This window comes from Glycocaulis abyssi, assembly GCF_041429775.1.
GTDB lineage: Bacteria > Pseudomonadota > Alphaproteobacteria > Caulobacterales > Maricaulaceae > Glycocaulis > Glycocaulis abyssi.
The window spans coordinates 1,535,899-1,560,181 of the sequence record NZ_CP163421.1 but is presented as its reverse complement, the minus strand read 5'-3'; the positions used below and the strand labels follow the sequence as shown (position 1 = coordinate 1,560,181).

The 24,283-nt window shown below is 54.7% G+C and carries 21 protein-coding genes; 15 read left to right on the top strand and 6 right to left on the bottom strand.

Annotated features, from left to right (window positions below):
* Positions 1-5 precede the first annotated feature (5 nt).
* Positions 6-1,196: a cysteine desulfurase family protein gene (locus AB6B38_RS07580; protein ID WP_371392244.1), complete on the bottom strand. Its 1,191-nt coding sequence runs from the start codon at positions 1,194-1,196 to the stop codon at positions 6-8.
* 156 nt (positions 1,197-1,352) lie between these two features.
* Between AB6B38_RS07580 and AB6B38_RS07575 the strand changes: the two genes are divergently transcribed.
* From AB6B38_RS07575 to AB6B38_RS07550, 6 genes are all read left to right on the top strand, one after another.
* The gene (locus AB6B38_RS07575; RefSeq protein ID WP_371392243.1) at positions 1,353-2,312 is read left to right on the top strand and encodes a DUF4007 family protein; all 960 of its coding nucleotides are present in this window, start codon (positions 1,353-1,355) and stop codon (positions 2,310-2,312) included.
* Complete coding sequence (locus AB6B38_RS07570; protein ID WP_371392242.1) at positions 2,312-5,689, top strand: ATP-binding protein; 3,378 nt, start codon at positions 2,312-2,314, stop codon at positions 5,687-5,689. The genes AB6B38_RS07575 and AB6B38_RS07570 overlap by 1 nt, the downstream gene beginning before the upstream one ends.
* A complete protein-coding gene (locus AB6B38_RS07565; RefSeq protein WP_371392241.1) occupies positions 5,686-6,525 on the top strand; it encodes a phosphoadenosine phosphosulfate reductase family protein in 840 nt (279 codons plus the stop codon). The genes AB6B38_RS07570 and AB6B38_RS07565 overlap by 4 nt, the downstream gene beginning before the upstream one ends.
* A 14-nt stretch (positions 6,526-6,539) precedes the next feature.
* Complete coding sequence (locus AB6B38_RS07560; protein WP_371392240.1) at positions 6,540-7,067, top strand: hypothetical protein; 528 nt, start codon at positions 6,540-6,542, stop codon at positions 7,065-7,067.
* Positions 7,064-8,326 (top strand): DGQHR domain-containing protein, encoded by a 1,263-nt coding sequence (locus AB6B38_RS07555; RefSeq protein WP_371392239.1) that lies wholly within the window; start codon positions 7,064-7,066, stop codon positions 8,324-8,326. The genes AB6B38_RS07560 and AB6B38_RS07555 overlap by 4 nt, the downstream gene beginning before the upstream one ends.
* Before the next feature lie 303 nt (positions 8,327-8,629).
* Positions 8,630-9,807 (top strand): IS3 family transposase gene (locus tag AB6B38_RS07550; protein ID WP_371392238.1). Its coding sequence is split into 2 segments (ribosomal slippage): positions 8,630-8,882 and positions 8,882-9,807, totalling 1,179 coding nucleotides; the frame shifts between segments, so codons are not numbered across the junction.
* A gap of 13 nt (positions 9,808-9,820) precedes the next feature.
* Here AB6B38_RS07550 and AB6B38_RS07545 read toward each other — a convergent pair.
* The 3 genes from AB6B38_RS07545 to AB6B38_RS07535 are packed head-to-tail and all read right to left on the bottom strand — an operon-like array spanning position 9,821 to position 14,264.
* On the bottom strand, positions 9,821-11,716 hold the full coding sequence (locus tag AB6B38_RS07545) for a DEAD/DEAH box helicase family protein (RefSeq protein ID WP_371392237.1): 1,896 nt from the start codon (positions 11,714-11,716) through the stop codon (positions 9,821-9,823).
* A gap of 47 nt (positions 11,717-11,763) precedes the next feature.
* The gene (locus AB6B38_RS07540; protein WP_371392236.1) at positions 11,764-12,243 is read right to left on the bottom strand and encodes a DNA phosphorothioation-associated protein 4; all 480 of its coding nucleotides are present in this window, start codon (positions 12,241-12,243) and stop codon (positions 11,764-11,766) included.
* Positions 12,240-14,264, bottom strand: coding sequence for an AAA family ATPase (locus AB6B38_RS07535; protein WP_371392235.1), 2,025 nt, complete (start codon positions 14,262-14,264; stop codon positions 12,240-12,242). The genes AB6B38_RS07540 and AB6B38_RS07535 overlap by 4 nt, the downstream gene beginning before the upstream one ends.
* Positions 14,265-14,894: 630 nt before the next feature.
* Here AB6B38_RS07535 and AB6B38_RS07530 point away from each other — a divergent pair.
* The 3 genes from AB6B38_RS07530 to AB6B38_RS07520 are packed head-to-tail and all read left to right on the top strand — an operon-like array spanning position 14,895 to position 15,684.
* A complete protein-coding gene (locus AB6B38_RS07530; protein WP_371392234.1) occupies positions 14,895-15,134 on the top strand; it encodes a hypothetical protein in 240 nt (79 codons plus the stop codon).
* Positions 15,131-15,355, top strand: a complete 225-nt coding sequence (locus tag AB6B38_RS07525; RefSeq protein ID WP_371392233.1) for a hypothetical protein — start codon at positions 15,131-15,133, stop codon at positions 15,353-15,355. The genes AB6B38_RS07530 and AB6B38_RS07525 overlap by 4 nt, the downstream gene beginning before the upstream one ends.
* Entirely contained in the window at positions 15,352-15,684 is a 333-nt protein-coding gene (locus AB6B38_RS07520; RefSeq protein WP_371392232.1) for a hypothetical protein, read from the top strand. The genes AB6B38_RS07525 and AB6B38_RS07520 overlap by 4 nt, the downstream gene beginning before the upstream one ends.
* Before the next feature lie 213 nt (positions 15,685-15,897).
* Here AB6B38_RS07520 and AB6B38_RS07515 read toward each other — a convergent pair whose 3' ends face one another.
* Complete coding sequence (locus AB6B38_RS07515; protein ID WP_371392231.1) at positions 15,898-16,215, bottom strand: hypothetical protein; 318 nt, start codon at positions 16,213-16,215, stop codon at positions 15,898-15,900.
* A gap of 204 nt (positions 16,216-16,419) precedes the next feature.
* Here AB6B38_RS07515 and mobQ point away from each other — a divergent pair, with 204 nt between their 5' ends.
* Both mobQ and AB6B38_RS07505 read left to right on the top strand, forming a co-directional pair.
* Positions 16,420-18,003 (top strand): MobQ family relaxase, encoded by a 1,584-nt coding sequence (gene mobQ, locus AB6B38_RS07510; protein ID WP_371392230.1) that lies wholly within the window; start codon positions 16,420-16,422, stop codon positions 18,001-18,003.
* A gap of 87 nt (positions 18,004-18,090) precedes the next feature.
* Positions 18,091-18,531 (top strand): hypothetical protein, encoded by a 441-nt coding sequence (locus AB6B38_RS07505; protein WP_371392229.1) that lies wholly within the window; start codon positions 18,091-18,093, stop codon positions 18,529-18,531.
* On the opposite strand, the gene AB6B38_RS07500 is transcribed toward AB6B38_RS07505, so the two are convergent.
* Complete coding sequence (locus AB6B38_RS07500; protein WP_371392228.1) at positions 18,526-18,951, bottom strand: hypothetical protein; 426 nt, start codon at positions 18,949-18,951, stop codon at positions 18,526-18,528. The two genes, AB6B38_RS07505 and AB6B38_RS07500, sit on opposite strands and share 6 nt — an antisense overlap.
* A 470-nt stretch (positions 18,952-19,421) precedes the next feature.
* Here AB6B38_RS07500 and AB6B38_RS07495 point away from each other — a divergent pair, with 470 nt between their 5' ends.
* From AB6B38_RS07495 to AB6B38_RS07480, 4 genes are all read left to right on the top strand, one after another.
* A complete protein-coding gene (locus AB6B38_RS07495; RefSeq protein ID WP_371392227.1) occupies positions 19,422-20,345 on the top strand; it encodes an ArdC family protein in 924 nt (307 codons plus the stop codon).
* A 460-nt stretch (positions 20,346-20,805) separates the two neighbouring features.
* Entirely contained in the window at positions 20,806-22,365 is a 1,560-nt protein-coding gene (locus AB6B38_RS07490) for a Fic family protein (protein WP_371392226.1), read from the top strand.
* Between the two features lie 278 nt (positions 22,366-22,643).
* The gene (locus AB6B38_RS07485) at positions 22,644-22,994 is read left to right on the top strand and encodes a helix-turn-helix domain-containing protein (protein WP_371392225.1); all 351 of its coding nucleotides are present in this window, start codon (positions 22,644-22,646) and stop codon (positions 22,992-22,994) included.
* The gene (locus tag AB6B38_RS07480; protein ID WP_371392224.1) at positions 22,984-24,225 is read left to right on the top strand and encodes a type II toxin-antitoxin system HipA family toxin; all 1,242 of its coding nucleotides are present in this window, start codon (positions 22,984-22,986) and stop codon (positions 24,223-24,225) included. Before AB6B38_RS07485 ends, AB6B38_RS07480 begins: the two co-directional genes overlap by 11 nt.
* Positions 24,226-24,283 lie beyond the last annotated feature (58 nt).

Sequence of the window (24,283 nt, the reverse complement as noted above, 5' to 3'; positions counted from 1 at the left end):
AGGCTTCAAGCGCTTTGAAGCAGGCCGTTATTGTAAATATCGTCCAAGGCCTTACGAATAATCTGGGCAGCCTCGTCCACGTCACTGTCACTAGTGTTTTTGCCAAGGCTAAGCCGAACCGAAGCAGCAGCGCTTTGTTCGCTTAATCCGATTGCTCTGAGGACATGAGAAGGCTCGGGTATGCCGCTTGTGCATGCTGATCCAGTAGAAGCGGCGAGCATGGGCTGCACGCGCGCTAACAAATCCTCGGCGACAACGCCTTGAATTCTGACATTGATGTTACCCGGATGACGATGTGCCGAATCTGAGGAACCATTCGATGCAACGTGATACGGCATTTTGAGCAGGTGATTGAGCAGGCGGTCTCTGCGCCGTGCGAGGGATTCGCGATTGGCGCGCGCCTTTTCCAACGTCATCTGAAATGATGCATGGCCAAGTCCCACACAAAGAGCTGTGGGCAGCGTGCCGGACCGCAGTCCATTTTGCTGGCCACCGCCATAAACCAATGGCTCAACGTCTTGCTGTAGGTCGCGTCGGATAAAGAGCGCTCCGATTCCCATCGGTCCATACATCTTGTGCCCAGAAAGACTCATCATGTCGACATGCCGACCGAGCTCCAACATGTCGATAGCGCAAGGTGCCTGCGCCGCATCACAATGAAGGATGCAGCCATAGTGTGATATCTTCCCTTTTATTGTCTCTATATCCTGGATTGTACCAATTTCATTATTTACTGCCATGATTGAGACCAGCAGCACGTCAACTCCGAGTTCAGAGTCAAGCCTGTCCATATCAATCCGCCCCGCAGCATCCACGGGAATATGGCTCACTCGATAACCCAAGTCCCTTTCCACGACGCGGCCAACTTCTAGGACGCATTTGTGCTCGGTGGCACCGAGTAGAATGCGGTTACGATTGCCCCCAGCTGCGCGCTTTGCAACGCCAAGCAGTGCAGCGTTGTTGGCCTCAGTAGCGCCAGATGTGAAGAACACCTCGTCGGCGTCCGCCCCGATCATTGCGGCAATCTGCCCGGCTGCCATTTCCACGGCAGCTGCCGCACGCCAGCCTATAGCGTGATCCGCCGAATGTGGGTTGCCGAACAACTCGCCAAAATATGGCTTCATCACTTCGAAAACCTCCGAATCGAGTGGTGTGGTTGCCTGATGGTCAAGATAGATAGTCCCGTCTATTTTCATTTTATAATTCATGCCCTTGGTTTGATGTTAGGCTCTACATTGCCCGCTGACAGCGCGTTAGAGACTTTCTGGACGAAACCTCCAGAAATAAGTTTGACCATACCATATTTTGTAGGTTAAAGTCGAGCTGGACAATATATCCAGGAAGAAGGTGGCATGCCACGAGGACCAATTTTTCAGGACGCTTACAAACCCCAATTTTCGGGTCACGAGACCTTTCCGCTTCGCTATGGATGGCTGAAGAAGGCGTATGACGCCGTTGCGGAACGCACCGGTGACCCTGACAGCAAGGCGGCTTTCACACGTGACGATGCCATCGCGCGTTTAGGCGTCGGAAAAAACATGGTGTCTTCGATGCGCCATTGGGCCACCTGCTGCGGTATAATTGCAGAGGGTGAGAGGCCAAACGAGCTTTGCGCCACGGGCCTTGGAGCGCGCCTCTTCGGTGCGGAGGGTCTCGATCCGTTTATGGAGCACCCTGCGAGTCTATGGCTGATCCATTGGCATCTCGCCGGGCGGCCTGACAAGACCACATGGTATTGGTGTTTCAATAATTTTTCCGGCCTGACCTTCGAGCGTGAGCGTCTCGTCAAGGGGCTCGAAAAGGTTGCAAAAGAACGGAATTGGCCGCGGGTGTCCGAGAGTACAATCAAGCGGGATGTTGATTGTTTTCTACGAACTTATGTCGCGCGGCCTGCAGCGTCGAGCGCATCGCCCGAAGATACACTTGAGTCACCGCTTGCCGAGCTCGGTCTGATCAAGGCGCTCGGACGCCGCGACGGTTTCCGCTTTGTCCGGGGTCCCAAGTCGACTTTGGGGGATGGTGTTTTTCTCTACGCATTGATCGATTTTTGGCGATCATATACGAGTGCAAAAACCCTTTCTTTTGAGGCTATTGCCCACGAGGCCGGCTCGCCCGGCAGAGTGTTCCTGCTTGACGAGGGCGAGGTTGCTGATCGGCTGATAGCCATTGAGGACTTTTCGGCCGGTTCATTCCGCTGGTCTGAAACGGCGGGCCTCAAGCAAGTCATACGGGGGGTGTCCCTGGGCACCGATGCTGCGCTCAGATACGCAAGCCTCGACTATCAACCTAAGAAATCCGAAGAGGCGGCGTGATGGTGCTTGCCGATACCGTACATATTGCCCGACGCTTTCAACGCTCAATCCGAATTGATGCCGATTACGACGACATTGCCGCACTTGAGGGCTATGTCTGCCCTAAGTCTTCCGCAGATGTCTTGCTTGCCGTTGGTCAACACGTTGCTGAAACTGGTCATGCCGCATTTACCTGGACGGGACCTTACGGCAGCGGCAAGTCGAGTCTGGTTGTAGCTCTTAGCGCCCTCTTGGACGGGAATAACGAGCTTCAAGAAGCGGTGGAAGTTGCAGTTGGCAGGGACGTTGCCAGCAAAGTTCGCGCGGCGCTGCCGTTGCGGACAAGGGGATGGATTACAATTCCTGTGGTCGGCCGTCGCGACGATGCTGCACGTGTTATTGGCGAAGCGCTTGAAGGGAGGGGCCTTGCCAGTGCCTCGAAGCGCAAAGGCTGGACGGATGATGCAGTCGTTTCCACGCTAATGGAGCTGTCACAAAGGCATCCGCGAAGCGAAGGCGGTATCGTTCTCTTTATTGACGAAATGGGAAAGTTCCTTGAATCGGCCGCTCAAGAGGGAACTGACGTCTACCTTTTCCAGCTTCTTGCCGAAGCCGCCTCGCGCAGCAACGGGCGCCTCATTGTCATTGGCATTTTGCACCAGGCGTTCGAAGAATACGCAAATAGGCTATCCCGGGAAATGCGGGACGAGTGGTCGAAGATTCAAGGCCGTTACATCGATCTTCCGGTAAACGCCGCCGGAGAAGAGCAGATCGAGCTTATATCTCGCGCCATTGAAAATGGCCGCGGCTCCGTCAAGGCGGGCAAGCTCGCATCCTTGGTGGCAGCAGAGGTTAAGCGTCAACGCCCTACGGCCTCTGAACACCTGCCTCAGGCGCTTGAGAGTTGCTGGCCTCTCCATCCGGTTGTCGCTTGTCTGTTGGGTCCGATCTCGAGGCGACGCTTCGGACAAAACCAACGCAGCATATTCGGCTTCCTGAACTCGGCTGAACCTTCCGGCTTTCAGGATTTCATTCGTAATCACGACGAGGATACCCTCTACGAGCCAGATCGCCTGTGGGACTATCTGCGTGTCAACCTCGAACCTTCAATTCTCGCATCCCCTGATGGGCATCGATGGGCAATGGCGGCCGAAGCTATCGAACGATGCGAGGCCCTCGGGGGTGACGCGCTTCACATCCAGCTCCTCAAGTCCATCGCACTGATAGACTTGTTCAAAGAGCGTTCCGGTTTGCTTCCGACTGTCGAGCTTCTAGGTGCCTGCGTAGGTGGTGTGTCATCGAAGAGGATCACGGCTGCGCTTGACCAGTTGAAAGCCTGGTCGCTCGTAATCTTCCGCAGATTTGCCGACGCCTACGCAATCTATGCCGGTAGCGATTTTGACATCGACCGCGCTGTTGAAGAAGCCATGCATCATGTGCAGGAGGTCGATCTATCCATGATGCAGCGGCTGGCGGGACTGCAGCCGGTTCTTGCAAAAAGGCACTATCATGAAACTGGCGCATTGCGCTGGTTCGACGTCGAGATCGCTTCGTTAAGCAGTCTGATCGATCATGCACGGTCGTACTCTCCGAAGAGCGGTACAATCGGCGAGTTCCTTCTTGCCGTTCCGACAGAAGGTGAAACCGCCGATACGGCGCAGAAGATCTGTCGTGAGGCTGCGCGGGAGTCTCGCGATTGGGACATTGTGACTGGCCTGTCGCAACGGGCCTGGGCCATAACTGACCTTGCGCGGGAACTCATTGCGCTTGCTGAGGTGCAAGAGGAGCATCCTGATCTTGCAGGCGATGCTGTCGCGCAACGTGAGGTGCAGGCACGTTATGCCGCGCTACAGGGGCAACTTGAAGAAGAAATCCGTCGCGCCTTCGACAATGCGACCTGGTATCAGAAAAACCGACAGCCCCAGCAATGGCTTCATGCCGAGCTCAATAATGTCGCCTCAGAACTTGCAGGACGCAGATTCCCGCAATCACCGCGCCTCAACAACGAGCTGCTCAATCGGGTAAAACCATCAAGCAACGCCGTTGCGGCTCAGAACGCTTTGTTACGGGCGATGGTGTTGCATGAGGGTCGTGCCCGGCTAGGCATTGAGGGCTTCCCCGCTGAAGGCGGTCTGTACGCTTCGCTTTTGGAGGCAACAGGCTTGCATGTTTGTCAAAACGGCATTTGGCGTTTTTGCGAACCGCCCCAAAATGATGAATTCGGCCTTTCGCCGCTGTGGCAAGCGACTGTCCGCTTTTTGCGGGACGCAGAGGACCGCACGGTGAGTGTATCCGAGATATACGATCTCTGGTCTGCTCCGCCTTTCGGAATCAAAGACGGTGTGATGCCCGTGCTTGTGGTCGCTTTCATTCTCTCTCGACGTGAAGAAGTTGCCCTCTACCGTGAAGGCGTGTTCCAGGCTCGTTTCAAAGACATCGATGTCGAAATCCTGGCGAAAGCCCCTGGAGACATCCAGCTTCGCTGGATGGATTTGTCTGCTTTGTCGAGGCGTTTGTTGTCGAGCATGGCCGAGGTTGTTCGCGAATTAGATGCAGAGAACAGTCTAGCCCACCTAGCGCCCATCGATGTCGCCCGCGGGCTGATTGCGATCTATGACCGGCTTCAACCGTGGACAAAACGTACGTCGCAGTTGTCCGCCAATGCAATCCGCGTCCGTGATCTGTTCAAGCTTGCAAATGACCCTAATAAGTTTCTTTTTGACGACATACCTGCTGCGTTCGGCGAGCGAGGTGTGCTTGATAATGAAAAGGCGATTACTTCCCTAGTAGACGATGTTCGCGATGGCCTCGAAGAGCTTATGACGTCATATCCGTCAATGCTACGGCGATTGACGGAGCTGATGCTAGGTGAGCTGCAAGTTCCCAATATGTCCCCGCAAGCACTCGCCGAACTGAGGGCGCGGGCAGAAAACGTCATGCAGGTCAGTGGCGACTTTCGGCTAAATGCCTTCGTCAGCCGCTTGGCTTCGTTCGAGGCGAAGGCGGCAGACGTTGAGGGCATTGCAAGCTTGGCCGCGAACAAGCCGCCGCGGGACTGGACTGATCCAGACCTTGATAGTGCCGCTGTAGAGCTAACGGACCTCGCGCAGAAGTTCATTCGATCCGAGAACTTCGCGCGCGTTAAAGGTCGTGTGGACAAGCGGCATGCCATGGCCGTCGTGATCGGCGTCAACGGAAGACCTGCGCCGGTCCATGCAGAATTCGAGGTAACGGAGGGTGACCGAAAAGAAATCGACGATATCATTTCCCGTCTTGAAAGCGTCATTGACGCCGGAGACGAGAAGAACCGCCGTCTGCTGCTAGCCGCCCTTGCTGAACTCAGTGCTCGCTACATGCCGGAGAACTTGGAGGACGAGGCAGAAAGGGCTGTGTCGTGACGAACGCATTGGAAAAGCACGTTCTCGGCATTTCAGGAGGCAAAGATAGTGCCGCCTTGGCTGTTTACATGCGTCAGCACCGCCCTGAACTGGATATCGAATATTTTTTTACGGATACTGGCAAGGAGCTTCCCGAGGTTTACGAATTTCTTGGACGTCTCGAAGGATTCCTGGGCAAAGCCATTTTGCGCCTCAATCCGGACAGGGACTTTGATTTTTGGCTCAAGCAGTACAATAACTTCTTGCCGTCGCCTCAAACCCGATGGTGTACCCGGCAGCTTAAGCTCAGGCCCTTTGAGCTCTGGCTGAAGCCAATTCTGGAGGAAGGCAATACCGTCTACAGCTATGTCGCGATACGTTCGGACGAAGAGTATCGGGAAGGCTACAGCTCGAAGAACGAACGGCTCAAGATCGTGTTGCCGTTCAAGGATGCCGGGATCGACAAGCCGGGCGTTCACGACATTCTGGAATCGGCGGGGCTTGGGCTGCCTAGATACTACGACTGGCGCTCGCGGAGCGGCTGCACCTTTTGCTTCTACCAGCAAAAAATTGAGTGGGTACGACTGAAAGAGCAGCACCCTGAGGCATTCGAGGAAGCGAAGTCATACGAAAAGGACGCCGTCGAACAGGGCTCTCCGTTCACCTGGTCGCAGGGGGAGTCACTGGACGAGTTGACGCGGCCAGAGCGGGTAAAGCAGATCAAGGAAGACTACGAGAAGCGACTTGAGCGCGTGAAGGCCAAGCGCCAAACCAATCCATTACGAAGCGTTGGCGAGGACATCGATATCGATGAGCTATTCGGGCAGTCAAAAGGCTGCCTTGCATGCCACAAATAATTCTAGAATGAAAAATGCCGATAGATTTTGACCAAATTGATGATTTTGTAGACAGCGCAGCGAATGCGATAGCTAAGTACCATATTCAGTTCACACTTTCGCCAAATCAAATCTCCAAATTTCCATCTCCGGAGAACGATCTCCATTGGGAATCAATTCCGTACGGCGACGAACATATTGAAAATGTGCCAAGTGATCGCCGAGGGATTTACGCATTCGCAATCTGCTCGGAAGTCGCGTCTCTTCCGCCGCACTGCTACGTTCTCTACATCGGCATCGCGGGGCGAAAATCCCAAAGATCACTGAGAGAGCGGTACCGTGACTATCTCAACATGAAAAAAGTCGCGAAAAGGGCACGCATTGCCAGAATGATAAGCTCTTGGCGCGCTGTGCTCAGATTTTACTACGCACCAGTATCGCCCGAGACTACATCCGATCAACTCGAAGAAATCGAGAAGCAGCTTAATGGTGCGCTATTGCCGCCAATGGCTGAAGGAGATGTTGAAGCGACAATAAAAGCACAAAGGAGGGCGTTTAGATGACAACCAAGAAAAAGAACCAAGAGATCGTCCTTCCAGCTCTCCGTGGGGTCATGGGTAGTTGGGTCTACTATTCATGTCTGATGCCACTAGACGAGATTGCGCAGCGCGTCAGTTATGCAGACGAAATTCATAAAAATAAGAAGTTGTCAGATATGATACAGCGAAGTTTAAAAAATGTACGCAGCAAGCAAATAGCTGACTATATTCAGAATCAAGACGAACGATTCTTCAACTCCTTGGTAGTTGCGACGTACGGCGGAAGGCCGAATTGGAGTTCAATTGATACACTTAGTAGCAAAGGCCAAGCTGACTTCGTTCAAAAGGTATCAGAAGAAACGATCAGTTCGGTTGGCTTCCTGACCTTGAATGGTGAGGAGAGGCTCTTCGCACTTGATGGACAACACCGCCTCTCCGGTATCAAGAAGGCTATCAAAGATGGGCTGGAGCAGGACCCACTCGATGAAGTGTCGGTCATATTTGTTGCTCATAAGTCCGATGCAAAAGGACTGGAGAGAACGAGGCGTCTTTTCACGACACTTAATAAGACGGCAAAGCCTGTATCTAAGGGAGACATTATCGCTCTTGACGAAGATGATGTGATAGCCATCAGTGTTAGAAGGCTTATCGAAGAGACTAAATATTTTCATGGAGATCGCGTTGCATTCGTGGCAAGTAATAACTTGTCTTCAAAAAATACAAAAAGCCTTACAACTATCGGTGCATTATATGACGTTTTGGAGGTTCTTTTCTCGTCTGCAAACACCGACCTAAAAAAGTCAAAAGCGGATTTAAAGCGTGCCCGTCCGGTGGATGAAGAACTTCAACGCTATTTCGATTTTGCGAAGCGTTACTTCGAAGGCATCTCAAAGCAGTTCAAGCCTCTCGACGATTTTTTCCGTGCCAAGGATACTGAAGCTGTTGTTCTCACGCATCGTGGAGGCCACGGTGGCCACGTCCTTTTCCGGCCGATTGGGTTAAAGATCATGACGGAAGTTGTTGCCCGCCTCACCAAGAATATGTCGCTTAATGATGCGATGAAGGTCTGCGGGAAGCTTCCTGGCAATCTCACCGAAGCCCCATATGAGGGTTTGATGTGGAATTCATCCAGTCAGCGAATATCAAATAGTAGTTCGGTGACCTTGAGAGAGCTTCTCTTATATATGCTCGGCTCGTCAACAATGCCGGAAAAGACTCTGCTCGAAAGATACAGGAAGGAAACAGGCGATGAAAATATCGAACTACCTGACCCTGTTGAATAGGAATCGTCTTTAGACCATATGTTCGAGATCATAGGCCCGCAACACGGGAGCAAGCGTATGGTAGGCTTCTGAGCGGTTCTCGGATAGGGAAGAGAACTCAGCAACGCGGCCAAGCTCGGATTTGATCAGGCGCTTGGCATAGTCCGACCCTGTTTCATAGCCATCCGGCAATACTACAATGAAATCATGAATTAGTGCCCGTTCCTTTCCTGGCGAGCGGCGCAGGATGCGGCCACGGCGCTTGACCCAGCCCCGTGAATTCCGGCCATTGAATGGTAGAGTCCATCGAAAAGAGGATGGACCATGCGCAAGAGCCGTTATTCGGAGGAGCAGATCATCGGCATGCTCAGGGAGCACGATGCTGGTGTGAGCACGAAGGAGGTCTGCCGCAAGTACGGCATCTCCGACGCGACGTTTTACAAATACAAGGCGAAGTTCGGCGGCATGACAGTATCCGATGCCCAGCGCCTAAAGTCGCTGGAGCTGGAGAACAACCGGCTGAAGCGGCTTCTGGCCGATGCGATGCTGGACAATGCGGCCCTGAAGGACCTCGCCTCAAAAAACTTCTGACGCCCGACGTCAAGCGCCAGGCCGTGCACCACATGGTGACCAGGCACGGGCTGAGCGAGCGTCGGGCGTGTGCCCTTGCAGAACTTGATCGCTCCACGTTCCAGTATCAGAAGCGTTCTGGTGGTGATGACGCCTTGCGAGCTCGCTTGCGCGATCTGGCAGGCGAGCGCCGCCGGTTCGGCTATCGTCGGCTTGGCATCCTGCTGGAACGGGAGGGTCTTTATGCGAACCACAAGAAGGTCTACCGGCTCTACCGGGAAGAAGGGCTGGCGGTCCGTCGGCGGCGTGGCCGCAAGCGGTCGGTTGGAACCCGTCGCCCGATACTGTTGCCTGCGGCGGCGAACCATCGCTGGAGCCTCGACTTCGTCTCCGACGCTCTAATCGACGGGCGGCGCTTCCGGACGCTATGCGTGGTCGACAACTTCACGCGAGAGGCCTTAGCCGTCGTGGTCGATACCTCGCTGTCAGGCGTGCGCGTGGCCCGTGAGCTTGATCGTCTGATCGAGCGGCGAGGAAAGCCGCGCATGATCGTCAGCGACAATGGCACCGAACTGACCAGTCACGCGATCCTGCGATGGCAGAAGGACAGCGGTGTGGAGTGGCATTACATCGCACCCGGAAAGCCCACCCAGAACGCGTTCGTGGAAAGCTTCAATGGCCGGTTCAGGGACGAGTGCCTGAACGAACACCTGTTCTCCTCGCTCGGCGAAGCGCGCGACCTGATCGAGGCATGGAGGATCGACTACAACACCGAGAGACCGCACACCGCACTCGGCGGGCTCGCACCTTGTGTCTACGCCGAGCGAACACGTCACCCCCGGCCCGGTTCGCTTGAGCTACGCGCAAGCGCCGCTCACCGGGCCTTGACCAACCACATCAACCCAGAAAGAAAGGCGAACAGACTCTACTAACTCACGGCCCGGATCACGGGGCTGGGTCACGCTGGACGAACTGGCGTGGGTCGCGCGAGCTTGCAAGAATGTAAGCCGTGCTACAGGCTGGGACATCAATACCTTCATCGAGGCAACGGATCGCCACCATTGCATCAATGATGCCGAGCCTAAAATTCTCTAGAATGTTGTCACGGTCTTTCCGGGACTCGCGCGATGTGAATCGGGAAACGTCCCAAGACATCCCGTGGAGCAACGCGCTTACGGCCTCAACTTGCCTTCTGCCCTCATTGACGCTGTCTACTGCCCCAGTCTGCTCTTCATCGGACTCGACTGTTCCATCGCCGCAATAAAACAGTGTGTGTTGTGTCGGTTTCCCGCCCGTCAGCACTGCCTGAAGCGTAGGTAGCTTGTTCGCTGCCGAGCCGACAAGGCGTGCCCTTCTCATTAGCAGCCCTGTGAGCTGCGGCGACATCTCGCTCGCCTTGCCATTCTGCCGCGCCATGATGCGGCCTATTTGTTCCGACAAGTCGACAAACTCGTCAGCTTCAGCCTCGGTGAATTCCACAATGTGCGGATAATATACGTAAGGTGTGAGTACCTTATCCATGATGGCCTGCTTGAGCGTATAGCTCGACACGATATTGCCGTAGAACTCGTTCAGGCGCTCGTTGCGTTCTTCGTCAAGATAGTGCTCCGGCGTTGCGGACAGGCCGATCCGGTAGCGGGCATGCGTCGGTAGAAAACCCTCATACGCTTTTGAAGTATGGTGGTGACACTCGTCACCGATCCAAAGAAGGCGATTGCCACTGATTTTTGAAAGACATTCTTGAAATTCAGGGCTTTTGAGCGTCCGGTTGACCACAACGATAGCCCCAAACTTGCGGCTCCCCATGGTCAGCTCGTGGACCATGTTTCGCAGCCTGTCTTCCCATTGCGCGCGGGAAACGTAGCATTTCACAGGGTAAATGTTGAAGTTCGAGAGGATATCGACCCATTGATCGGCGAGGTTTTGATAGGGCGCGGCAATAACGCAGGCAAGACCATCAATCGCTTCGGAGAGTTTCACGATGGCGTGGATCGCCGTAATAGTCTTTCCTGCGCCCGTGGCGAGGTCGAAAGTTCCCTGAAAGTCACCCTTGGCCTTCCAAGCAGCGAGGGCAGCGATCTGATGGTCGCGCATCTTGAAAGGCTGGCCGTTGATCGTCGCCGGTTCGCGCGGCTTGCCCGAAGTTGAGCTAACGACGCTCCCGGTGCGTGAAAGAACGCGCGCCGCTATTGCTGCTTCGATTTCGGGGTCGGGGGTGTATTCGAGAGAACGGGCAACCGAAATGAGTTTGTCGCGGACGGCCGTCGGCATGTCGATGACCGCGGTTCCTTGGCTTTCGTCCTTCCAGAGTCGCTCAAAGCTCTCGATATGCGGGTCATAAAACTCAGCATGCTCTGGAACCCACGTCCGAAAGACATTGATCAACTCGTAATTATGTGTCGGAAGCAGGGCATGCGTGCTTTCGTTTGCCGAGCCAGCAAAGACTACCTGATCGCCTACCTCATCGGTAATAATTCCGACCTTGTCGTGGTACATCCCTCTCTCGCGCAAGGCGATTTTCACATCGAGTCGGCCATGGGCAACAAGCCAGGACAGGGTTTCGAAGCGGTTCTGAAATAGCTCGTCGCTTACGTTCGAGATCGTCGACAGCAGCTCGGTGCCGATTTTGTCGGCGATTTCCTTCTCCCGATAACCTTGCTTCACGGCTTCAAGATCACCGCGTTCTGAGAATGCGCCCAAGATCAGTCTGATTTGTCCGCCACGCTTGACGAACACCGAGAGCGCCTGTGCAGCATAGCTGATCGTCGATGCGGAGAAGAATCCGACAGCCCGGTCATATTTTGTCGCAACTGAGAGAGTCGGGAAGTAAAAATCTTCCAATATGTGATCCTGATCGGACTTGTATACGCCCTTGTATGTTAGCCCCCTCAGCATTCGAAGGTGATCCCTGAGATATCAGGCTCCTGATCATCAATGTTCAAAAATCCCCGGTCTTTGAGCAGCTCCAGTATATCGCGGTCGGGATACTCGCCGCCTCCGCGTAGCATTGCCTCGCGGATGATCTGGAGGCCGCCATTGGCGTATTCCTCGAAGATTTCTGCGCAACGACTTTCTTCCCCGTCCTTAAGCACTTCGGCGTCTTTCGTCTCCGCAAGAGCAATCAGGAAGATAAGGTCTTCGGCATCGCCACGCTCGAATTGCTGGTAGGAGACATCTTCGACACCCTTGTCCTTGTCGAGCGGTAGGCGGCGGTTCTCAGAGTAACCGAGCAGGGCGGCAAAACAGAGCAGCTCCCGAATTGTCGGAAAGAGCGTCCGGTCGGTGCCAGGAAGCTTCTGCATGGCAAGCCGCTGGACCATGTCTTCATGAATTTTGCTTCTATTGATGTTCGGGGCGCGACTGCTCATGGGCCTGTAATCTCCACAATCTCGGTCCCGTCATACTCTGCATCGAATATGGCGGTCCTGAATTCCTTGCCCTTGAAATACCGGCTTTCTGGCTTGCGGTCGCCTTGCGGCTCCTTGTTGTGGCGGACGAGCAGATACTCTGCACCAAGATGATCCCTGACCGCATTCAGTACATCTTCGTACCCTTGTGATTTCGAGACGAGTAGTACGACCTGTCGAGCCATCTTCGGGATGAATTCGGCAGTGGTCGCGCGGTAGGCGTCGTCGAGTTGGCCAAAGGGAAAGTCGAGCACAAGTGGCGCGACAGTTCCAGGCAACAGTCGGTAGTCCTGGGCGTTCTGGCGTAGCTTTGCGAACTCAACCAGCGCGGCCGTGAAGGCGAGGCCGAGCAGCTGGTTTTCACCGCTCGATTTTGGAAGGGTTGTACCATCCGCGTTCACGAGGCTGATGACATAGTCGTCCGTCATGCGCAGATTCAAGGCCTTGCGCGTCGTGGCTTGAAGAATGCGACGGATGCCCGAGCGCAGCACTTTGCGGGCCTGCTCTTCTTCGCTGACAAGCTGGACTTCAAGCTCCCCCTTGATCTTCTCGCAGAGATTTCGACGCCGTCCGTAGATGGCGGTTTGCTTGTCTTGCTTGGCGAGCTCGGTGATCTCGTGGTCGATCTTTGTTTGCTCGCGTTCCGCCACGCTAATGTTGGTGCTGAGGGACCCGATCTTACGATCAATTTCCCGCAGCTCTTCCCGCAGCTCGCCGCGTCTCTGTTCGCGTTCGGCAATGTCGTCGAAATTTATACCCTTGAGCTTTTCACTTATCTCCGCGAGCTGCGCTTCGGTCGTTGAGAACTCGTCATTGGCTTCTGCGAGACGGCGCTTGGCGTTTGTCAGGCGTCCCGGCGCTTTGGCGCGTTCCCCTTTCAAGCTTGCAAGTCGTGCCCGTACCTTGGACACACGGTCACGCATGACCTGGTTCGCCGCTTTCTCAAGAAGGCTTGCTACCTTCTTGCTCTCGCGACTTCCCGGCTCCAGCTTTGCACCGCAAATACACTCTTCAGCTTCTAGAATGTCTTTGACGAACTCCTCGTTGTAAGGTGAGGGTATCCGGCCACGGTGCTGCTTTTCATCTAGGAAAGTGAACGTTTCCTCGGCGATCCTCTTGGAGACGATGAAGCGACCATTCTCGCCTAGCCATTTATATACTTCGTCGGCATATTCTTTCTGGCGCTTCTGTGCGCGGGCTAGTTGGCCGTTCAAGCGGTCACGGCTTGATTGTAGCTCTTTAGCAGCGCTTGTGTTTCGAAGCTTTGTATCAATGTCTTTGATCTGTTGATCAGTCTGCTCGCGCTTGCGTTCGAGCTCGGCTATGCTGGTCTTAGCTGCCTCGATCTGTGTGGTCAGATCGTCAAGTTTACTACTGAGATCTTCGATCCGCTTAGTGGCCGCCGTCGAAGGAATCTGCTTTCGGAACTGATTTGAGACAGCCTGAAGGTCTTCTATAGCTGTCTCAATAAGTGAGCAGCCGAGAATATCACGAACTGCGCTTCTGATCGAACCACGATTGTTCTCACCAAGAAAGACTTCCGCATGCTCGCCATCAAACAGGAAATGCGATGCCATATCGCGTGGGATCACAGTGTTGATAAATGTGTCCGGCGAGTCGAGCATAATATGGCTACCATCATCAATCCGCGCCACGACGAATTCTCGGCCTGAGGATGCATTAATATTAGAAAATCGTTTTGCGATGTAGTTCTTGTCATTGTGTTCGAATAAAACTTCTACGGAAGCCACTGTGCGCCCCGCCTTCTTGGCGTCGTAATTGAGAATATCTTCGCGTTTTTCAAACCGCGCTGTAGTTTCTCCGTAGAAGCACCAAAGCAGGGCGTTCAGGAGTGTTGTTTTGCCAACGCCGTTCTCTGCGTAAATTATTGTGACGTTTTTCTCGGGGTCTTCTGAAAAACTAATAGACGTCTCGCCGTAAAAACACCTGAAGTCTTTCAGTCTAATTTCATCAAGAATCATTCGAGTCCGCCCCCATCTTTGTATGGCGTTCGATGGTTTCGCGTAGCTTTCTTTGGCGTTCAGTTTTCACGTTGCGCTTTTCAAAGAAATAGCTGCGCTCAAGTTCAATGATTTCACGAACTATCAGATCATTCTTCGTGTGGGCTGCCTCCGTGTCACTCGGCATCGAAAATCCTTTCATATCCAAATTACAGAATTACAGACCGTCAACAAAAATGCAAGCCTCAGAAGGGAAATTAACTCTTTGAAAAAATTATGTTAATTGTCCTTTTTGGTATTGTTTTCGACCGCTGAGGCTCCTATCCCTAGCTAGTCATATTTCCAGATTCGCCGTTGACTTTGAACGGAGGGCCCTAGGTCATAGTTTGATCGAGCCTTCCCCTCCCGATTTTGCTGAGCGTAACGTCGCCGTGCCTCAGTTCATGGGGTTATCGACCAGTCCCGTCGGGCTTCAACGCGGCTCGCTTCCGCCGCATCGCTTCGCTCGTTCCTCACTCCGTTTGCTCTGTGCAGCTCCGCCCCCGCATGCGCGGGCTAAAGGCGTTTGATCCCCGACCGATAGTCCTGGTCGCTCTTTTCCCCATGAGGCCGGCGGATGGTCCGCTGGCAAATCTCAAAAGGAGAAGAAACATGTCTGATCAATCCAACCCTTCACGGCCTACCCACAGGCTCTTCACCGTCTCAGGCGATGGCGACACTGCCCGCTGGACAGAAATCGGTGCCGCCTGGTCCAACAAGGACGCCAAAGGCTTCACCCTTCAGCTAGAGGCTTTGCCCGTTTCCGGCCGCATCGTGATGCGCCTGATCGAGCCCAAGGAAGTATCCGCTTCCGCTCCCGCGAAATCCTCTTCGAAAGGAGGCCGCAAATGAGCCGCTCGACCAATATTCGCTTCGAGCATCGCAGCGCGTTCAACGCGCTGCTTTCCGGAGCCTTCGCAAACTTCGCCCTTGTCTCCTGCTTTGTGAACGGAGAACCAGCCTCCGCCATCGCAGTCGTCGAAGAAACCGACGGCGAGGTCATCATCCGCCCGCTCTTCGTGAGCATCACCGACGAGATGCAACTCGCCGATCACGACGGGAGGCTCGCATGAGCCCCCGTCACGTCGAGACCCATATTATCGAATGGGAAGGTCGCCGTATCGAGGTGCGCTATGAGCCCGATTGGCTGAACCGTCAGAAATATGTCGATAGCGAGTATCAGGTCGGCCATCTCGAAATACGGACTGTTGCGCCCGAGAGCGCGCCGATCCCGATCACCGAGACCGGCTATCGCTCGCACTTCATTCACCCGTCCATCATCGAAGAAGCTGGCGGGCCGGAGGCCTACATTCTGGCCTGGATCAAGCGCGAGGCCTACGCGCCTCACTGGCTGAAGATCCAGACCGAATTCGAACAGCCCTCGCTGTTCGACGCGCTGTGATGCAGATCACGGCGCGTTTTTTCCGGACGTGAAAGCCGCTTGCGGTTTGAGCGTCCGGAAAGCCCCACGGAGCAACGGCTCGGGTGGGTCGGCACATAACATTGTATGAGCCTGTGCGGGGTTTGCGGTTCGGATGGCAACACGAACGCCCCCGCCGCGCCGCGTGGCGCGGTCTGAGCGCATACATATGTATGCGCTTTAAACGGTCACTGCCTACCCGTCCGGACTCTCGTCACGGTAATCCGCCGAGGCAGAAGCGAAGGCATTACGCACATCGCTATTCAGCTCGAACAGCGCACGGTCGCGCCCTTTGAGCACCTCACTCAGCAGATTGAAGAGAGTCTTGGCGAAGGCTTCATCGCGGGCGGCGTGCCTGAGCACGACCTCGCCAGCGACGAGGAAGCGCCGTAACTCGCGCTTTCGCCTCGTCTCCCATTGCCGGGAAGTATGCCGTGAAATCTGCGCATCGATGCGGGCTCTCTCTTCGATCAAACGTCGAATCCGTCCATCACCGAAGCCACCGATTTTCATGGGTACCTCCTTGTAAATCCGGCTCCGCCTAGCTCTTAACCACTATTGTACCCGATCTGTGCTATAATTTCCATAAAAGTAGGTAATGGCGCACTTATACAAACCGTTTCGGTTTGTGTGCGTCTCTCAGTCGCCGAGAGGGCTTCCTCGGGTCTTGTTTCAAGCTGAAGCTCTTCACGGCGACCCGACCAGTCAGGGGGTGGCGTGGCGATATATTCTTTTCGGGTATCGGTCATAAAACGCTCGGCAGGGCGCAGCTCTGTCGCGGCGGCTGCCTATCGCGCCGGCGAGGCGCTCAATGATGAGCGCACCGGCACGACGCATGACTATTCCCGAAAAGGCGGGGTGCTCCATAGTGAGATCATCGCCCCCGAACACGCCCCTGACTGGTGCCGCGACCGCGAAGAATTGTGGAACGCGGTCGAGGCCCGTGAGACGCGGGTGAACTCGCAGACAGCGCGCGAGATCACCATGGCGTTGCCGCACGAGCTGACCGATAGCCAGCGCGAACAGCTCGTGCGGGAATTCCTCGAAAAGGAATGCGTCTCACGCGGCATGGTGGCCGATTTTGCAATCCATCTGCCTGATCGCGATGGCGACCAGCGCAACCACCATGCCCATGCCATGCTGACCTTACGTGAGGTCGGTTCCGAAGGCTTTACCCGTAAAGCCCGTGAATGGAATGATCGGAGCCTTCTCGACCACTGGCGGTCATCATGGGCGGATCATTGTAACGCCGCCCTTGATCGGGCTGGCCGTCCTGAGCGCGTCGATCACCGGACACTGGAAGCTCAGGGTCAGGATCGGGAGCCTACCCAGCATGAAGGCCCCGACGTCACCTCAATGATCCGAGAAGGCGTTGTCCTGGACGCAGCCAATGCCAACGAAGAAAAGCGGCGGCGCAACGCCGAGCGAAGCCAGCTCGAAGAAAGGCGCGCAGAGCTGGACGTTCTGATCGAACGTCCCGAGCTGATCAAATCCCTCGGCGAGGCCAAGCCGGATAAAGCCGCCCTCAAACAGGCGATGAAAGCTCTCAAGCGTGCCGATCAAAGCCATGGCGAGTTGAACGCCATTCGTCATGAGATCGCCAAGGAACGCCGGACGATCTACGCCCATGACAAGCGCTCCCAACATCTCGACAGGCTCGATATGGCCGTCGAAGGCGGGTTCGCCAGCGTGTTCAAAAACCCCGAACAGGCCAAGGCGCTGTTCAAGAAGCGCTGTGCCGAGGGCAAGAAATCCCCCGCGCAGATCGCGCGCGAGATGATGCGCAAGCCTGCCCATTTTGGCGCGTTACGAGGACGGCGTATCGCCATTTTGTGGAAGAGCGCCGAGCGCAAAGAGGCGTTGCTCTCTCTGCCCATTCTCGCGGAGAAAGCCCGCAAGGGCGAATATCTGCGCCGCAAGCTGGCGCGGCAAAAGCCGAAGGTCGAACAAGCCAAGCAGCGACTGCGCCAACTCGCCGAGCGGCGCACCGATCTGGAAAAAACACCCAGCCCCGAACGGCTGATCGCCCAGCGCCAGCTTCAGCAGGCTGCGCGCGGCCTGTCCAATGACGATTGGAACGCTCTGTCATGGGATGAGAAAAAGACCATCGCCGATGCGCGCCGCCTCATGCGCGACGAACAAACCCGTCATTTTGCCGACCGGCAAATCGCCCTGATGCGCCAGCAATCCCTTGAGCGTGACCAGCAGCGCCAACAGAGCCTTAAAGAAGAGCGCGAGCGCGAACGCGAGCGTGAGATCGAACGCCAGAATGAGCGCAATCGTGGCAACCCTGGCCGCTAGGCAATCTAATCGCCAATTCTTAAAGCGGAGAATTAAGCATCTATATTTGCCTTCATAAGTAAAAAATAATTTGTTAATCAATATAATATGAGTAATAAAAATTTACAGACGCAAATTGATTTTATTAAAGATAGAGCTTTTTTAATTATGGGAGCCTCTGTTACAGAACGTGATCCTCAAGACCCTCGTGCTTTGTCCGGAATTGATGACGCCACGCGGTTTTTACGCAGCCTGCCTGCGGATTGTTCGGAGCCTTGGATATCTGGCGGAATAACGACGAACCCAGAGCCGATATTGACATTCAATTGGTTGTTACCAGGGTCAGGTAAAACTGGGAATAACATTGACCACTACGTGGTTACTATTTATGGCTATGGCCGGTGGAGCGTCGGATGTGATAAAAATGGTAAAAGAATAACAAGAACTGGAAATTCTATAGAGGATTTGTTGACCTTGAATGTGGGGCGTGAAATAAAATTAGGGAAAAAAGGTCACGCTTCTAAATGCTATAAAAAGTATAAATTATAATTCACAATTGTAAGATTTCCAATATCCTGCAAATTCATCCGATGGAAGGTTTCCGTCGTTGTGTCTCATAATGGCGCGTAGCGTGTTGCAAATACATTGTGTTGCGCGCAGTTCGGCTTTTTCTTTATCGAGATTGGTTTTTGATTTTCTTCTGTCTTTGATATAAGAATCTTCGCAAGCCTTGGCCTCTTCTTCGAGTTGCTTAAGTAGTTTTGGTGAAATTACCAACAGCCCAGAAATAGAGTCGCGAAATTTGGCGTCTTGCAAAAGCGCGTTTTGTTTAGGTGTCGCTTTCTTTCCGAAAATCCTAAGAGCCTGTGTGAAATCCACACGACTGTCGCTCATAATCTGCTTAATCGACGCCGCAATGCTGATAGCTGATGCAATGATAGAAAGAGCGCTCACAGGTTCCAACGGCATGATACTCCCCTTGGGTTCAGGCATCGCTTGCGAATCTGATCCATTATCAACCATGGCGTCAGACTAGGTGGCGTGTCTGATGTTTGCAACGTCCGCTCTATTGATCGGTGCCTGACCACTCGGCCATTCCCCCCCATTTGCTGGTGTAAGCCCAAGACAGTCGAATTGCGTCCCGCCTGTCGCGGTCTGTCCTGATCCTTGCCTGTTTAAGGCAGCCGTCCGGCCAAGGGCGGCAACGCGGGGCAGGGCAGTTTCTTCCCCGACGCTTTGCGTCTTCCTCGCGCCTCAACAAACTCCCCCACCCATCGCGTCCTGCGCTTCGCTGCGGCGCTTCGCCTTCTTGTGAAGGCTTCGCCAGTGCGCCCGCCGTGTCGCCCGCCTCTCTCCCAACAGTCAACGGACAGCCCGCTGGCAGGTTCGCAGGTGCGAGCCGCGGTTTGTCCCGAAACCACAAAAGAGGAGAGACCGATATGGCCAGACCATCACGCAAATCCGCGAGCACGCGGCCGGATATTCACACCCAGATCACCAACCAGATTATCGAAGCCATCGAGCAAGGCGCTGGCGATTGGCAAATGCCCTGGCACCGCACCGGCGAGGGGCTCAACCGTCCCCTGAATGCCGATACCGGCAACGCCTATCGCGGCATCAATGTTCTCTCGCTCTGGGTCGCCGCCGAAGTGCGCGGATTCTCAACCGGCCTGTGGGGCACCTATCGCCAGTGGCAAGCCAAGGGTGCTCAGGTTCGCAAGGGCGAGAAAGCCTCACTCGTCATATTCTACAAGGAATATGACGCTGAAGACGTTGATACCGAGACCGGTGAGACCACCGATGGCAAGCGCCGCTTTGCCCGTGCCTCCTACGTCTTCAATGCCGACCAGGTGGACGGCTATGAACGTCCCGAACCGCCCGTGGCCATCAATCCCGTCGAAGCGATTGACCAAGCCGATGCCTTTATCCGCTCGACCGGCGCGAAGATCTCCCATGGCGGAGATCGCGCTTATTACCGCCCGTCATCCGACAGCATCCAGATGCCCGAACCGTCTCGTTTCTTGGGCACGCCGACAAGTTCTGCGACCGAGTGCTATTACTCGACGCTCCTGCATGAGCTGACCCATTGGACAGGCCATGCCAAGCGCTGTGATCGCCAGTTTGGAGAACGGTTCGGCGATGAGGCCTATGCGATGGAAGAGCTTGTGGCCGAGCTGGGAGCGGCATTCCTGTGTGCTGATCTGGGGATCGCGCTAACGCCGCGTCCCGATCACGCCGCCTATATCGATCATTGGCTCAAAGTGCTCAAAGCCGACAACCGCGCTATCTTCACCGCCGCCGCGCAAGCCGCGAAAGCGGGCGAATTTTTGGAGAAGCTTCAAAGCGTTACCAAGGCGGCCTGAGGCCGCCTTTTTTCGCTGTTTTAGCGTTAAATGTGTAATTTCGCGGAGATGTTTTTTATAATTTCGCGGGAAAACTTTTGTAATTTCGCAGGTAAGTTTTTTATAATTTCGCAGGGGCATGGCTATATAAATCAATAGTTTAGCGCTAGGCATCGCTCTAAGCGATCATCTGCGCCATATCATCTATCGCTCCTGATCCTGACGCTGTTGTGCCTGACGCTCATTAAGCTCTTGGAGCAGTTCTTTGTGGCGGGGCAGGCTGTTGCACTCTGCGGCACGATTCAGGCCGAGCAGGCCTCAGCTCTAAAGGCCAAGTTGCCAGAAAAAATACATTAAAACAACATATTGAATTTTTCGTGACATTAAAACCGAAAAATGATACAACATTAAATACGAAATTAGGCGCGGCGCTAAGTCCGAAAATGCGTGCGCCCTGAAACCCGAAAACAGGTATATCGATATGGCGACGCCACAGGAAAAACTAGCCAGCTCCCTTGAAGCCCTCAAGGCGCTTCAAGACCGTCAAGGCATGGTGGTGCGTTCAGCCGATCTCTCTCGCACGCACAGGGAGCGCCTCGTCGCGAATGGTTTTCTGATCGAAGTGATGCGCGGCTGGTATATCGCCGCGAGTCCGAATGATCGCCCAGGCGACACGACCGCTTGGTATGCAACCTTCTGGGAATTTGTTGCTCGCTATCTAACAGACCGATTTAAGAATGACTGGTGTCTGACACCAGAGAGTTCGCTCCTGCTTCATGCAGGCAATTGGACGGTGCCTCAGCAACTGGTGATCCGCGCGCCCGGCGGAGGCAATAACCCCACCGAACTTATGCATCAGACTTCCCTCTATGATATGCGGGTTGCGCTGCCACCCGCCTCCGATATCGAAACCGAAAACGGTATCCGCTTCTACTCCTTGCCAGCGGCACTTGTTGCGGCTTCTCCTGCCGTGTTTGAACAGCGTGCGACTGACCTGCGCATTGCCCTCGCTCAGATACGCGATTCATCAGAAATTCTTTCGCGTCTGCTGGCTGGTGGTCACAGCGTGATCGCAGGACGGCTCGCCGGAGCACTCCGAAATATCGGCCGTGGACGCCTCGCCGATGACATCATCGCCACCATGGAGAAGGCTGGCTACGCCGTCCGCGAAACAGATCCCTTCATCTCACGGCTCGATTTCGACATTCCAAGACGGGAAGTCTCTCCTGCGGCTACCCGCATCAGGCTGTTATGGCAGAAGCTACGCAGCCCAATAGTTGATCTTTTTCCAGATAGCCCTGGCACACCCAATGATGTCGAGGCCTATCTTGAACGTGTTGAAGATGCCTTCATCACAGATGCCTATCACTCACTTTCCATTGAGGGATACCGTGTAAGCCCCGACCTGATCGAACGCGTCAGATCAGGTGATTGGAATCCCGACGCCATCGCCAAAGACCGAGAGCATCAAGATGCCCTTGCCGCTCGCGGCTATTGGCAAGCCTTCGAAGCGGTCAAAAAAAGCGTGCGCGCCGTTCTCACTAATGCGACACCCGGCGATGTTGTGGAGGCAGACCATAGTCAATGGTACCGAGAACTTTTCGGGCCTAGTGTCACGGCTGGCATTATCGAGGCGGCTGACCTGGCCGGTTATCGGAGCGAGCGGGTCTTTATCCGCAACTCCATGCATACGCCGCTCGCCCCGCGCGCGGTCTCCGATGCCATGGCAGTCTTTTTTGAGCTCTTAAGCGCCGAGGACAGCCCAGCCGTGCGCGTCGTGCTTGGCCATTTTATCTTCGTCTATATCCACCCTTACATGGACGGAAACGGTCGCATGGGGCGGTTCTTGATGAATGTCATGCTGGCGGGGGGCGGCTACCCTTGGACTGTCATCCCTGTCGGCCGCCGCAATGAGTATATGGCAGCGCTAGAACAAGCCAGCGTGCATGAGAATATCGAACCCTTCAGCCGCTTCATCGCTGAACTCGTGCAATCACAGCTCAACGGGGAGGCGCTTCCCGCAATTCCAGAAGCCAAGTGATCGGTGATTTTTTGCCAAATTCATAAAATTAACAATTAAATGCACAGTAACAATGCTGATGTTATTGTGCAGAAACGACGTTATCGTCAGGCGGTTTTGGATTTTTATTGGCTCTCCGACGGCCTTGCCGTCGGGTCGGTTCACTTGTCGTTACAGGGGCGCGGCTAAACGATATGCAATAGCATATCTATATCTGGGAATGATACATAAAAACATATAATTCTTGATGGCGGGCGGCTTATGTGATATGCTTTAACGTATCATATCGATCAACTGATATGAGAAAGCAGATCAAAATGTCGTATCTACTGGAAAAAATCGCTGGGCGCTTGAAGCAAGCGCGTGAGGATAAGGGGCTTAGCCAGAGGGCGTTGGCTCAATTAACAGGCGTTCCTCAAAGCCACATCTCGAAGATCGAGAGCGGCGCGGTGGATATCCGCCTCTCGAGCCTTGTTGCGATTTCACGCACGTTGGAACTAGAGCTAGAGCTTGTGCCCAAACAGGCCTTGCCTGCGGTGCAGGCGCTCATTCGCTCGGTAGAAAAGCCAGCCAAGAACGGTGACCAGCCACGCAATGTGATGTGGAGTGCCAAGTCCGCCTATCAGCTAGAGGGGGACGATGATGACTAAGGCTCGCACACTCCCCTCAATCCTCAGCGTCAGCCTGCATGGCAAGCAGATCGGTACATTGACCCATCTGGGCGGTGACCGGATCCTCTTTGCCTTCGATGAGGCTTATATTGAGGACGCTGAGCGAGCGACATTGAGCCTTGGCTTCAAGGATGAATATGGCGCATTGGCCACCGAGTTTCCGGTGACCCAGACGCGGGCGCTTCCCTTCTTCTCGAATCTCCTGCCCGAAGGGCATTTGCGCGCCTATCTGGCCGAACGCGCCAACGTCAATCCGGTGCGCGAATTTGCGCTCCTTGAAGCTCTTGGTGCTGATCTGCCCGGCGCAATCAGTATCGCCCCAGCCATTGGTGATCCTGTTCGCGTTGAGGATCAGCCCGCCGATGTGACGGCGGGGGCTGCCGCACAGCCTTTCGGTTTTTCGCTGGCAGGGGTTCAACTCAAATTCTCTGCCCTTTTGGAGGCGCGCGGTGGGCTGACCATACCGGCGCGCGGGCTTGGCGGTGACTGGATCGTCAAACTGCCTTCACGCGAGTTTGAGGGCGTGCCCGAAAACGAGTTTTCCATGATGACGTTGGCAGGGCTGATCGGTATCGACGTGCCCCCCATCGAGCTGGTGAATCTTGCTGATATCGGGAATTTGCCGGACGGTATTGGCCTTGGTGATAGCCGCCTGAAAGGAAAGGCATTCGCCATTGCCCGCTTTGATCGGGGCGCTGACGGCGCGCGTGTTCATATCGAGGATTTCGCGCAGATATTCGGCGTTTACCCAGAAGAGAAATACAAGCGCGCCTCCATCCGGCAGATCGCGCGCGTGATCGGGATTGAGGCGGGCAATGCGGATGTGGCCGAGTTTATTCGCCGCCTGACCTTCAATGTGCTGATCGGTAATGCCGACATGCACATTAAAAACTGGTCGCTGATCTATCCCGATCAGAAGAGGGCGGCTCTCGCCCCCGCCTATGATTTCGTGTCAACGATCCCCTATATCCGCGATGAGAGTTTCGCGCTCAAATTCAGCCGCACCAAACGCTTTGACGAATTTGGCAAGGACGAGCTGGCTCATTTGGCCGCAAAGGCCGAACTGCCAGAGAAGCTCATCCTCGACACGGCCACAGAAACCGCCGCGCGCTTTCATGAGGTCTGGGCACAGGAAAAAGCCCATCTGCCGATGAGCGCCCAGGTGCGAACAGCCATTGAGGCACATCTTCAATCCCTGCGCGGGTTTTGATTGAAAGCGATCTGGTCAGCCAGTTAGCTGTGGCGCGTAGTTATACGCTCTAGGCGAT

Coding starts and splice junctions, on each gene's coding strand:
- AB6B38_RS07580 (WP_371392244.1), bottom strand. CDS start 1,196: ATGAAAATAGACGGGACTATCTATCTTGACCATCAGGCAACCACACCA.
- AB6B38_RS07575 (WP_371392243.1), top strand. CDS start 1,353: ATGCCACGAGGACCAATTTTTCAGGACGCTTACAAACCCCAATTTTCG.
- AB6B38_RS07570 (WP_371392242.1), top strand. CDS start 2,312: ATGGTGCTTGCCGATACCGTACATATTGCCCGACGCTTTCAACGCTCA.
- AB6B38_RS07560 (WP_371392240.1), top strand. CDS start 6,540: ATGCCGATAGATTTTGACCAAATTGATGATTTTGTAGACAGCGCAGCG.
- AB6B38_RS07555 (WP_371392239.1), top strand. CDS start 7,064: ATGACAACCAAGAAAAAGAACCAAGAGATCGTCCTTCCAGCTCTCCGT.
- AB6B38_RS07540 (WP_371392236.1), bottom strand. CDS start 12,243: ATGAGCAGTCGCGCCCCGAACATCAATAGAAGCAAAATTCATGAAGAC.
- AB6B38_RS07535 (WP_371392235.1), bottom strand. CDS start 14,264: ATGATTCTTGATGAAATTAGACTGAAAGACTTCAGGTGTTTTTACGGC.
- AB6B38_RS07530 (WP_371392234.1), top strand. CDS start 14,895: ATGTCTGATCAATCCAACCCTTCACGGCCTACCCACAGGCTCTTCACC.
- AB6B38_RS07525 (WP_371392233.1), top strand. CDS start 15,131: ATGAGCCGCTCGACCAATATTCGCTTCGAGCATCGCAGCGCGTTCAAC.
- AB6B38_RS07520 (WP_371392232.1), top strand. CDS start 15,352: ATGAGCCCCCGTCACGTCGAGACCCATATTATCGAATGGGAAGGTCGC.
- AB6B38_RS07515 (WP_371392231.1), bottom strand. CDS start 16,215: ATGAAAATCGGTGGCTTCGGTGATGGACGGATTCGACGTTTGATCGAA.
- AB6B38_RS07505 (WP_371392229.1), top strand. CDS start 18,091: ATGAGTAATAAAAATTTACAGACGCAAATTGATTTTATTAAAGATAGA.
- AB6B38_RS07500 (WP_371392228.1), bottom strand. CDS start 18,951: ATGCCGTTGGAACCTGTGAGCGCTCTTTCTATCATTGCATCAGCTATC.
- AB6B38_RS07495 (WP_371392227.1), top strand. CDS start 19,422: ATGGCCAGACCATCACGCAAATCCGCGAGCACGCGGCCGGATATTCAC.
- AB6B38_RS07490 (WP_371392226.1), top strand. CDS start 20,806: ATGGCGACGCCACAGGAAAAACTAGCCAGCTCCCTTGAAGCCCTCAAG.
- AB6B38_RS07485 (WP_371392225.1), top strand. CDS start 22,644: ATGAGAAAGCAGATCAAAATGTCGTATCTACTGGAAAAAATCGCTGGG.
- AB6B38_RS07480 (WP_371392224.1), top strand. CDS start 22,984: ATGATGACTAAGGCTCGCACACTCCCCTCAATCCTCAGCGTCAGCCTG.